The following is a 9530-nucleotide window of genomic DNA, read 5'->3' as shown; positions in this document are numbered from 1 at the left end:
CGATGATTACACCCAGTCGCGATCCAGGACCGCGGACCCCTCCGCGTCGCCGGACACGTTACCCAGATCGACCGCCTCACCGAATTCCATCACCGGAGCATCCTCGTCCGGGTGCGCGGCCACCAGCGAAGCGTTGTCCTCAACGGCCGATCGATAGACCGGCACCTCGACTGCAGAATCTTCATCCGATGTTGCGGATTCCGAGTCCGACCCATCTTCCAGAGCGTCGAGCACGGCTTCCATGCCCGGAAACCCGCCCACCAGTTCCGAAAGCTTCGGCATCTGCCCGCGTTGCTCGTTCAGCGGCGCGAAGAGTTCAACACTGCGGCGCTCGGCTTCGACGGCTGCCTCATGGACGGTATACAGGACTGCGGTCGCAATATCGGTATAGCTCAATTCCCCGATATCGGAGGAGAATTCCAGATCGACAAGATGCCCCTGTGCATCAACTGCGACGGTCACCCGCCCGTCCTCGGTCGCGGCACTCACAGTGAGTTCACGGCGCTGCCGCTCGAGATCGGCGATCACGCTCATCTGTTGCTGAAGACCACCGACAATGGCCTCCATCCGCGAATCACCCCCGTTGAGGCGCCCTTTCCACATTCTCCACTCCTGACCACCAGCGCCGTTCCCACACCTACCGCGGATATTCAGCCGAACGATCTGCTCGATGCCCATTCGGCCGAACTGAACTGTTCGACCTGGTCCGCCTGGGCACGGCAGATATCGTCGGCGTAGCGGTGCATAACATCCCCGCCGTCTGCCGTCGCCTCCACAGCCGTTCGAATACCCGGCTGGCCATTGACGCCTTCGAAGAAATCCTGTGCGTACTGATCGTTACCGCACGCCGCCGGCAGTCGGGACAGAATCTCCGAAATTCGCGATGTCCAGGAACCGACTGCATTCCGGGTATCACTGCCCTTCGCAGAGGCTCGCTGCAATGCGTCGAGGTCGACCTTGATATCCGCCACGGTGCCCGCTCCTCATCCGCTGTGACGCCATCCATACCACCGGCCGGATCCGAGATCCTCGAAGGTTCGGAAATGGCCCGAGTGTGTATCCGAAACCATCGTGGCACAAGACCATAGGAGCAGTCGCTCAAGAAGACGTAAACCCTAGTGGTACACCTGCACTGCCGATTTCCGGGCCGACCGGGAACCCGGATCATGCGGACCGTCACTCTCACGTGTACGGCTTCTCACCGCACAACCGCTCCAGCCCTTACGCCCTTTCTGTTCGGGGCACGACAACGGGCTCGCCGGGCCGGGCCGACCTCACCGGTTCCCGCGGTGCACCGGGCCGAGGAGTCGGCATCTGCTGGCGCTGAGGCTGCTCCGGAGCCGCCTGACGCGTTCCGGTTTCCCCGACCACCGGTCGGGTCATATCCACCGGATCACCCAGAGCCTCGTCCAGGTTATCGACCCGGTCCAGATATTTGGCCCGCTCAGGTTTGTCGTCACCCTGACCGTTTCGGCCGCCACCCATCGGGCTGCCACCCATCGGAGAACCCATCGGCGAGCCGGCCGTGGGCGACCCCGCATTCTGAGACGCCGTCATTCCGGCCAGCGGAGAGCCCGCGGGCAAGTTCGCCCGGGGAAACAGCTTCGACTGGTCCAGGGCCGGTTTCGGCGCGCCGGTACTCGGACTGCTGCCACCAGCAAGGCTGCCACCGGGTCCCCCTGCCTTCAGTGCAGGCATTCCGACGGATTTGGCCAGGTCGCTACCCAGCGGCAATCCTCCTGTGGGCAAGGCGCCGGGCAGTCCCGCATTCGCCAGACTTTCCTGCGCGGCGGTGAGACCGTCCTGCGCAGCCCGCTGAAGTGTTTCCATTCCCTGTTGCAGGGCCTGTTGTCCCGCCTGCTGCGCCAACTGCTGCTGCTGAGCTTCCTCCCAGGCTTCCTGGCCCGGATCCGAGGCGCGGGTGTCCGCGGCCAGGCCAGTTTCAGTGCCGGGAAGTGACTCATCCACAGGGAGTTGCGGCAATGGCGATGGGTTCGTCGGCAACGGCAACGGATCGGTTGGCAGCGGATCGGTCTCGGTAGCTTCACCGGATCCACCCGGCGAGCGCATCAAATTGATCAGGTCACCAAAGTCCGGGATGGTTCGATCGGCAATCTCCAGCCGAGAAGTATAGTTCGTCTCCATCGCCTCGAGTTTTTCCTGGATCTTCTTGCTGTCGACCGATACATCTTCGTGTGTAAAAATTGGAGTATTCCACCACGATGTCCCCTCTGACACTATTTCTCTCCCGTCGGGTGCCCAAGGAGAAAATGCCCATGTGACCGTCTTCATCGGTACATCCGGAGTCGTCGGCATGGCGGCGTCCGTTTCCTTCATCCAATACGCCAAGTAGCTGTATAAATCGCGCATACAATCAGTTGCCGGACCTACTGCAATCACATCGATTGTGTCCTGCTCGACCACAGCCGCGGCCATATCCTTCGCCTCACCCTTCCAGGCTTCTTCGGTCAGCGCCTTGAAGCGGTCCTGCATCCGGAGTAACGAATCAGCAAGGACAACTCCCAGTTGAGACCACGCGCCGGCGGCAGCCGTCAGACCTTCGACGACGCTGCCACGTGTCAGGTGCTCACCTAGCGAGTAGACCAGCTCCCATGCTTCGGCAGCGTCATGCTCCGGGTCGAGGGTCAGCGGATTGAAGAACACGGTCGCCGCTGGGTGAAGCAGGCTGTAGGCGGTGACGCCGTCTTCGAAATCTGTGGCCGGCGCAGGAACATGCGCATCGCCGGAAAACAATGGATCGGCATCATAGTTCGCACCCAAATCCAGCTGCGGCGCACCCAATCCCACCGAGGTGCGCGGATCCGGAACGTACGAGAATTCCGAGAGGGCGCCGAACTCCATGGCGTTCACATCTTCGACTCGCTCGAACGCCTTACCTGCCTCAACCAGCGTTTCGTGGCGTAATGACAATCGATCGAGCAGCGCATTACATAATTCGATGAAGTCCGCTGTACAATCGGCCAGCCTGCGGGAAAAAGCCGCACCTTCGTCGAACGGAGAGATATTGATCAGCGCGCTCGACTCACGTTCCGCGTACGACCGAATTGCCGTCACATCCTCGTACGTATCGGCAACAGCCGATGCGCAGTCTTGTGCCACCCCATTCTCCAAGCAAACCAGCTGATCGGATACGAAGGTTCTGAGATCGTCCCAGACGAAAGCAACTGGAGTAGCGTCATCCGTAGGCAATTCAAGGTCGTCGGTATCTGCCGGTTCCGTCATCTCCCGCACCTAGGGTTGGGCGGATACACGAGTGGCGCCGCCGCGGGTGAGCTCGGTCTGATCACCGGTTCCACCACCTCCAATCGAAATCACTGGGCGCACATCTCCCGATCGGTATCAGCGCCGTTCCTCGCGGATCGCACCCACCACTGCCGCCGTTCCGGTATTGATTACATCGACAAGTTGCACGGAACCGACCCCCTTTGCTGTCAACATTCCATTGTGGTAAGTGATCACATACCGACCGTCGCCACATAGATCCCGCCATGGAACCACGTACTCGGCCCGGTGGCCGGAGCCGTACTTCGCCAATCCCTGGACGATCCGGATGGATCCGACCCAGTCGACGGAGGATCGAAGGAATCGCCCAGCTTGCGAGGAAAATTCGTCGTATACCGGCTCACGAGTCGGGGACTCACGGTAGTCGTACTCCATAGAAATGGCGAGTTGCGAAGACAGGTCGATACTTCCCAAGCGCCCACGCGGCACTTCAGCGGGTAGCCGACCTGCAATGAAGTCGCCGATGTCGAGGATGTGATGGGTCTCCACATAGAATTCTCCCCCGCGAGTCGACTCGTCGGTCAGTATCTGTTCGACCGAATAGGCGTCAGCGCCGCGGCGGACCACCTGTAGCCGGATACTCGGATTCCGGGTACTGACACAGGTTCCAGTCACAATGATTCGTATGTCCGGCTTGGCGAGGACGTCGAGGAACTCGTCGAACCCGTGGCCCATCCGCTCGACCGCCTCATATCGCGCCGCACGTTTGGCGCGCAAATACTGGCGATAGTCGGCGATCCGACATGTCCGTACGAACGATTCGGGCAGACCGGACTCCCGCATATCGTCCCAGAGCGATGCGAACTCGAGCCCCGTCAGGAACCATCTCCGATCCGTCACAGCGTCGCCTCACACCCCGGCGTGCCGACGTCGTTCGAACCGCTGCTCGAATTCGGCGATGTAGCGGGCCGGCGGAACCGAGGACGAGGACGGCTCCAATACGCCGTCGTCCGCGATATAGAAGATCGCCCGCCCGATCGCGAGTTCTCCGCGTGGCACCGGGACATACACCATCCACCCGCAGTCCAGCCGGTCGGCCACCAGCTCATCCAGCGGATACCCGGTGGTATCGAGTCCTCGCCCGCTCACGAACTGCCGAACCCGGGTCAGCGCCAGCTTCTCCGGCATGGCCGCCGGAACCTCGGACATCAGCCCGGCGATCCGGAACTGGAACAGCGCGCCGTCCACATCGACTGCGCCGCCGCCGAACGCGTCGGCTACCGTTTCCTCGGTGACCGCTCCGGATTCCGCCGCGGCCACCAACGTCGCGATCGCCGACCGGGCCGCCGGCTGCCCGGTCCTGGATACGACACGCGTGACGATATCGGCCACCGTTTCACCGGTCCACACTCCGGGTATCGCGGGCGCGCAATCCTCGGCGTCCGGCGATTCGCCCCGATACCACCGGCCCCCTTCCCACCAGTAGCAGAACGAGAGGAGTCCGGAAGCGGCACGGGGATTCAACACCGGGTCGGCAACCCATGCCGGCGCTCCTGTGTAGAACTTCGGCATCGGGTCGCCGCCGTTGTAGCTCCGGTCGAGGGCCGGCGCGTCCCATACCCCGCCCGAGAGCACTGCCCGGTCGCCGGGCAGCGTGCACAGTGTCGCGCCGCTGCGCCGGGCACTCTCGAACCAGCCCAGCCCGGGCAGGATTCGCGGCCCCCACTCCGAACCACTCGCGACAAACGCGGCAGCAAGGGTCGTCCATCGGGCCCACATCACCGGAAACGCCGGGAATTCGTTCTCGGTTAGTTCCGACCAGACTGCCGCGGCGCGGTCGGCACGTGCGGCCACAGCTGCCTGCCGCGGACTGCGGGACTGCCGCCCGGCGTGCCCGATATAGGCGGCGAGCCATACGGGGAGCCGTTCGCGCGGATAAGCTTCCACATCCGCGCGGTAGACTTCCGGCGCGAAGAGCTGACCGTCCGGGAACGGATCGGTCCCGTAGTCGTAGTCGACTTCGACGACACGATCTGCGGTCACGTGGATCAGCAGCCGCCACCAGGGTCCGCGCTCGGGTTCCGGTGCAGCGGAGCGATAATCCCGAACCAGGTCGATCACCGGTGCCGGAACCTCAGCCACGGTTTCGGCGCTCTCAGCGGTGAAGATAACCCGCGCGAAGTCAGCTGAAACGGTCAACGCGAACTCGGCGTAGAACCTGTCCCAGATTTCCGGAGCAACGGACAGAAGTCCGTCCACGATCCGCTCGACACCATCCGTACCGTTCGCCGGGCTGGGTGCTTCGGTCACCGAGGGGGCGGTGCCTGCGGCCGCGCTGTCGCTACCGATATCCGCTCCGGCGCGGGACTTGTCCGCTGCGTCCGCGGATTGTGCGGAGAGCTCCGCTACTCCGGTTCCGGCCACTACCGAGACAGCGGCATCATCGGTTTCGTCGGCGTCACTCGGTCGATCATCCGCAACGTGATGATCGTCGATGGCCGAACCGCCGCCCAGATCCAGGGTGAATGCAATATCTGGAGCATCATCCGACTCGTCCTTGCCCTGATCTGCCATGCCCTGGAACCCCTCCGGATCTTTCCGATCGGACCGCCGCGCTCGAGCCCGGCCGGTGGGCCCGGCCGAAATCTCCGATGCTCCCAGTTCAGTCGGGCAACCGCGGACCTGTCAACCGAGTACTTCCCAGCCGCTTACTTGCTTACATTCTCTTGATTCGTGCCGTTGTGCAGTACCGAACTCCGATCCGGCTCGCCGAAACACTCACGCTCAGATTCCCTCAGTTGGGAATGTTATGGATATGTAAAAAGGTGCTGGTAACTCGTTATTTCTTAACTTGCGCTTGAGCAGGAAACCGTTCGGAACCGCTGTGGAATTCGGTAGTTTCGAATCTCGAACACGAGAGTTTGGGGGTACGCAAATGTACAACGTGCAGGCCACACCTGACGCGATCCGCGCCTACGGCGATTCTTCTGCGATCATGGCCGCCGAAATCTCCCTCGCCGGTGCCGCGAACCAGGCCGCGGTGATCGCGGCCGTGGTGCCGGTTTTCGGGTTGATAGGCCAGGATTTCCTGGCAGCGTTCGCCGTGGCGCAGGCGAACAATATGCGGTCGGTCAACGAGATCGCCGCCGTCCATGCCGCCACTGCGGTCGCCGCCCACCAGGGCGCGGGCACCTACGAGCGCACCGACAAGGGTTCGGCCGTCGATTTCACGGTTATCGGCGAGATCAGATGACCCCGCCGCTCGACCGGACCATTCTCGAGGCGCTGCGGTCGAGCCCGGTCGGCCCCGTCATGGACAAGCCGCTCGACCAGGTGCTGCGCGATATGGGCCTGCCGCCCCTGCCGGAGATCCCCACGCTACCGGAATTCCCGCTGCCGACCATCGATCTGACGGCGCTGGCCCGGCCGCTGACCGATCTGGCGAGCAGTTTCGGCACCGGCGGTCTCCCCGCGGCGCCGGACGTAGACCCGGTACAAGTGCTCTCCCAGGCATCCTCGGTGCTACAGACCGCGGTGCAGGCCGGTTCCTCCGCCATGCAACTGGCAGCGGGCCTGTGGCAGGGGCAGGGCGCCGAAGCAGCGGCAGTCAAACAGTCCCAGGTGGGTGCTGACGGGACGGCGGTTGCGACCCAGAGCGCGCTGACGTCTCTGGGTGTGGCAGCCGCGGCAGGCTCGGTATCGCGGGGCGGACTCACCATGGCCGCCATTATCGCGAAATACCTCACCACGGTCACCATGGCAGCACCGTTCCTCGCCACCGGGGCCGGGCAGGTGTTCCTGACCGCCACCACGGTCGAAACCATGATCGAGGCCCTGGCCGTGGTCGCTCAGACCCGCGCCGAGCTCACCGCGCACAGTGCCGAGATGACAGCAACGGGCACCAAGGTCCCGGTTACCGACGCACCGGACGCTGATGCCATGCAGATTCTGTCGCAGGTCATGCAGATCCTGCCGACCGTCGTGAATGCCGCCACCACCGGAGCCAAGGCTCTTGCCGAAAGCAACGCCGCCCTGCACCCGCAGAAACTGTCGGATACCGCACTGGCACTACGCACCTCGGCTACCGGACCGCACGGTGGCCCGAAGGGCGGCGGCCCGGGCGGCGAGGTAACGATGCCGGGTGGTGGTCCCGCACCCGCGCCCCGGCCGCTGGCGCCCTGGTCCGGCGCGCCGGCCACCGGCAACACCGGATCGTCCCCGGCGGCCGGCGCGACAACAACCGGAAGCTCACCTGCAGGGTCGCCCATGCGCGGAACCGGCCCCGGAATCATGCCGGGCGCCGGGCCGGCAGGTTCGATGGCACGCGGTGCCGGGGAGTCGACGTCGAGCAACTTGCAGGGGGCCTTGGTGACCGGCCGGCACGGTAGCGAGATGGTCGGCGATATCGGCGAGATCACGCCGCCGGTCATCGGCGTCACCGACCGGGCCGGCCCGGCACCGGACGGGCCACCGCCGGACAAAGCACTCACCTTGTGAAACCGGGGAGGAACCCATGGAATACGATCCCGAACGCGCACGGGGCGCCGCCCGCGATCTCGATGTGCTCGCCGACCGGCTGGACGCGGCGTTACGCGCGGACGGTCCGCTGCTGAGTACCGAACCCGCCGGTAGCGACGAGGTTTCTGTCCACTCCGCGCAGACCCTGCGCCGAGTCGGCGACTCCTACAGCACCTCCGGTGACCTGGTTGTCCACGAGCTGCGCAAACTCGCGGCCGTGGTCCGGGCACAGGCCGACGGGGTGCTGGAGATGGAATTCGGCAATACCGGGGCATTCCTGGCCGCCGGCAGAACCGGATAGCCGTCGTGGTCGAACCACCGGCATGCGGCTTCACCGGAGTGGTCTGGGAGGCCCGGCCCGCGGAGAAGCTGGCGCACGACCTCGCTACGGGCAACGGCACCGTACCGATGGCCGAGACGGTCGCGGCCTGGACCCGGCTCGGTGCACAATTCGGCACTGCGGCACTGGATTACGATCGGATTGTCACGGAATTGCGGGCGGCCTGGCATTCCGGCAACAGCGTGATCCCACTCGAACGGCTCATGGTTGTGCGAGACTGGCTGCTGGATGCCGCGGGCGCCGCCGCGGCAAACGCCACCCGCGTGGCCGAGCACATCGCGACCTACGAGCTCGCGAAGACCGCGATGCCGCATCCCGAGGAAATCGCCGCTCTGGTGGCGGCACAGCAGATGATCGCCCAGGTGAGTGCGGTGCTGGGCGCACCACTGATCGGCGCCGCCGACAACACCGAACTCCAACAGGATGCCGCGAAGTCGTCGGCCGCGCGGGTCATGCGGACGTACGAGATGGCCAGCGAACCACTCAGCACACCGTGGCAGCAGGAACCACCGCCGAGGGTCGCACCGGAGACCGCCCTGCAGGCCGAAGAGGCCGCCCGTGCCCAGCCCGCGCCAGCACAGCCCGGCACCGCGCCGCGGGCTGTGGTCACCGGGTTCCCGCGGCTGCCGATGGTCCCGGCACCGCGCGAACCCGGTGCCTATCGGGCCCCGTCGCTGGTACAGGCCACCACAGCACCCAGCACACCGGCGACCGCGGCGACGACCCCGGCCGATACCGGATCCAGCCGGATGCTCCCGGGCGCGACGGCGGCCGCCGCCTCCGCTGCCGATGACCGCAGCGGTCGTGCCGGGGACGCCGCTCAGTACCGCGCCGATCCCGCCGAGATCGCCGATGCGATCCAGGCGGCCCCCGCCGTCCTGGGTGCGGAAGGGGCCGCGGCCGAGGCCGCTCCACCAGTGCACCGCGTGGAGGCATCGTGAGGAGATCCCAGTCCGGCACCGCCGGACGCGCGTCATACCGGGGCGGGACGCAGTTCCGGTCGCATCCGGTCACGACGGACAGCGCGGGAAACGGACCGTGCCCATGAGAACACTGTCCAACGACGCGCTTCTCGTGGTCGCCGAAAAATTGGGCGTGCAGACGCTGCCACGTGTCCTGACCGTCGGCCCGCAACAGGATTCACATGACACGTGGCTGGCCGCGTGCGAACAGACCCTTGCCGACCTGCACGCCGACGGAGTGTTCGACAGCCACGGTGAGACTCACGCCCCGGAGGCCACCATCATCAGCTCGGTCCTCGGCACCTGCCGCGGCTTCGCCGAGATAGTCGCCTATGACCATTCCGACGGTGTCACCACACGCGCGCGCCGGGTGCGATCGCGGTGTACGACACCGAACGCGGCCGGCTCGCGGCCGCCCCCACAGTTTCGCCGGATCAACAGATCTGGTCGACGGTCACAACGGGTAG

At 65.0% G+C, this 9530-nt stretch carries 9 protein-coding genes and 2 pseudogenes; 6 read left to right on the top strand and 5 right to left on the bottom strand.

The features are described from left to right. Positions 1-6 precede the first annotated feature (6 nt). The 5 genes from ACIA75_RS25090 to ACIA75_RS25070 form a co-directional block, all read right to left on the bottom strand. Positions 7-678: a YbaB/EbfC family nucleoid-associated protein gene (locus ACIA75_RS25090; protein WP_397108063.1), complete on the bottom strand. Its 672-nt coding sequence runs from the start codon at positions 676-678 to the stop codon at positions 7-9. Beyond that, positions 651-971 (bottom strand): hypothetical protein, encoded by a 321-nt coding sequence (locus ACIA75_RS25085; protein ID WP_397108061.1) that lies wholly within the window; start codon positions 969-971, stop codon positions 651-653. The genes ACIA75_RS25090 and ACIA75_RS25085 overlap by 28 nt, the downstream gene beginning before the upstream one ends. A 250-nt stretch (positions 972-1221) precedes the next feature. Beyond that, positions 1222-3243 (bottom strand): hypothetical protein, encoded by a 2022-nt coding sequence (locus ACIA75_RS25080; protein ID WP_397108059.1) that lies wholly within the window; start codon positions 3241-3243, stop codon positions 1222-1224. Between the two features lie 117 nt (positions 3244-3360). Beyond that, complete coding sequence (locus tag ACIA75_RS25075) at positions 3361-4143, bottom strand: ESX secretion-associated protein EspG (RefSeq protein WP_397108057.1); 783 nt, start codon at positions 4141-4143, stop codon at positions 3361-3363. Positions 4144-4152: 9 nt separating this feature from the next. Further along, positions 4153-5817 carry a hypothetical protein gene (locus ACIA75_RS25070; protein WP_397108055.1) on the bottom strand — a complete coding sequence of 555 codons (1665 nt, stop codon included), beginning with the start codon at positions 5815-5817 and terminating at the stop codon, positions 4153-4155. Positions 5818-6178: 361 nt separating this feature from the next. Here ACIA75_RS25070 and ACIA75_RS25065 point away from each other — a divergent pair, with 361 nt between their 5' ends. From ACIA75_RS25065 to ACIA75_RS25040, 6 genes and pseudogenes are all read left to right on the top strand, one after another. After that, a complete protein-coding gene (locus ACIA75_RS25065; RefSeq protein WP_397108053.1) occupies positions 6179-6496 on the top strand; it encodes a type VII secretion target in 318 nt (105 codons plus the stop codon). Then, positions 6493-7740, top strand: coding sequence for a hypothetical protein (locus tag ACIA75_RS25060; RefSeq protein WP_397108051.1), 1248 nt, complete (start codon positions 6493-6495; stop codon positions 7738-7740). The genes ACIA75_RS25065 and ACIA75_RS25060 overlap by 4 nt, the downstream gene beginning before the upstream one ends. A gap of 16 nt (positions 7741-7756) precedes the next feature. Further along, positions 7757-8062, top strand: a complete 306-nt coding sequence (locus ACIA75_RS25055) for a PE family protein (RefSeq protein WP_397108049.1) — start codon at positions 7757-7759, stop codon at positions 8060-8062. A gap of 5 nt (positions 8063-8067) precedes the next feature. Continuing rightward, entirely contained in the window at positions 8068-9042 is a 975-nt protein-coding gene (locus tag ACIA75_RS25050; RefSeq protein ID WP_397108047.1) for a PPE domain-containing protein, read from the top strand. Next, positions 8954-9265, top strand: a pseudogene (locus ACIA75_RS25045) (hypothetical protein); the annotation flags it as partial. The gene ACIA75_RS25050 and the pseudogene ACIA75_RS25045, both read left to right, overlap by 89 nt. Positions 9266-9444: 179 nt before the next feature. Next, positions 9445-9530 (top strand): annotated as a pseudogene (locus ACIA75_RS25040) (ESX secretion-associated protein EspG); the annotation flags it as partial.

The organism is Nocardia sp. NPDC051750, from assembly GCF_044453135.1.
Lineage (GTDB): Bacteria > Actinomycetota > Actinomycetes > Mycobacteriales > Mycobacteriaceae > Nocardia.
The sequence above is the reverse complement of the archived record's forward strand: the minus strand, read 5'-3'. Positions and strand labels throughout refer to the sequence as shown.

Coding starts and splice junctions, on each gene's coding strand:
- ACIA75_RS25090 (WP_397108063.1), bottom strand. CDS start 678: ATGGGCATCGAGCAGATCGTTCGGCTGAATATCCGCGGTAGGTGTGGG.
- ACIA75_RS25080 (WP_397108059.1), bottom strand. CDS start 3,243: ATGACGGAACCGGCAGATACCGACGACCTTGAATTGCCTACGGATGAC.
- ACIA75_RS25070 (WP_397108055.1), bottom strand. CDS start 5,817: ATGGCAGATCAGGGCAAGGACGAGTCGGATGATGCTCCAGATATTGCA.
- ACIA75_RS25065 (WP_397108053.1), top strand. CDS start 6,179: ATGTACAACGTGCAGGCCACACCTGACGCGATCCGCGCCTACGGCGAT.
- ACIA75_RS25060 (WP_397108051.1), top strand. CDS start 6,493: ATGACCCCGCCGCTCGACCGGACCATTCTCGAGGCGCTGCGGTCGAGC.
- ACIA75_RS25055 (WP_397108049.1), top strand. CDS start 7,757: ATGGAATACGATCCCGAACGCGCACGGGGCGCCGCCCGCGATCTCGAT.